2 protein-coding genes are annotated in these 1,294 nt (G+C 56.8%); both read right to left on the reverse strand.

Annotation, left to right across the window (positions count from 1 at the left end; translation table 11 throughout):
* On the reverse strand, positions 1-479 hold a 479-nt coding region (locus AC1DVH_RS31275), incomplete at its 3' end, for an NAD(P)/FAD-dependent oxidoreductase (protein ID WP_477757043.1).
* A 59-nt stretch (positions 480-538) separates the two neighbouring features.
* The coding region (gene purU / locus AC1DVH_RS31280; protein ID WP_477757044.1) for a formyltetrahydrofolate deformylase at positions 539-1,294 on the reverse strand (756 nt) is incomplete at its 5' end.

The following is a 1,294-nucleotide window of genomic DNA, read 5'->3' on the forward strand; positions in this document are numbered from 1 at the left end:
GCCTGGGTGACATCAACCGGGTTGACCACACCGTCCAGTGGCAAATACACGCCGCCGACGATGTCTTCGATGTTCAGCAGTGGCCACAGGTCAAGCGCTTGCTCAGGGTTGACCACTTCACAGGGAAAGCCACAAAGCTTGGCCATCGACGCGCCGCGCTTGAGTTCGGTGAAACGTTCCTGGTGAGTCGCGACGCTCAAGGAACCGTTACGCACAAAGCCAGTGGCCTGACCGGTTTCTGCTTCAAGGCCCTCGTACAAACCAGCGCTGTACTTCGCCAGCATGCTCATGTTGTAGGTCGCGCGCAGGGTCGGCACCAGGCCGGCAGCATGCCAGGTCGTGCCGCAGGTCAGCGTCTTGCGCTCCAGCAGCACAACATCCTTGATGCCCAGTTTGGTCAGGTGGTATGCAACGCTGCACCCGATAACCCCACCACCGACGATGACGACACGAGCCGAACTCGGAACGGTATTGCTCATTTTAAAACTCCAGGGCCAGCACCCCAGGCAGGGCAACTGGCTCGACGATTGGGGGGTGCTTAGAACACGATGGTTTTATTGCCGTACACGAGCACGCGATCTTCGAGATGGTTTCGAAGCCCACGGGCCAATACGGTTTTTTCGACGTCTTTGCCTAACCGCACAAGATCATCGACAGACTGTTCGTGGCTGACGCGCGCGACGTCCTGCTCAATGATCGGCCCCTCGTCGAGGTCTTCGGTCACGTAGTGACAGGTCGCGCCGATCAGCTTTACTCCACGACGCGACGCCTGGTGATACGGCTTTGCGCCGATGAACGAGGGCAGGAAGCTGTGATGGATGTTGATCACTTTGTGGCGGTATTTTTCACACAGGTTCTGCGGAAGAATCTGCATGTAACGAGCGAGAACGATGCAGTCCGCGCGGTACTCATCGATCAGTTGTTCGGTTTTGGCAAACCCTGCAGCCTTATTATCTTTGTCGACCGGTACGTATTCGAATGGAATGCCGTACCACTCAACTAGGCTGCGCAAATCCTCATGGTTGGAAATAACGCAGGCGATGTCACAGACCAGGTCACCGGTTTTCCAGCGATCGAGCAGATCGGTCATGCAGTGCGAGCCTTTGCTGCACATCAGMACCACGCGCTTGCGCTGGTCGCTGTCGACCAGACGCCAGTTCATCGACATCTCTTGTGCGAGCGGTTCGACTTTGCGTTTCAACACTTCGATGTCAAACGGCAGGGTCTCCGCGCGAACAACCATGCGACTGAAGAAGCGATTGCTCTCTTCGTCAGAGAACTGCGAGGCTTCCTC

It is taken from the genome of Pseudomonas sp. P4_C3 (genome assembly GCF_056402075.1).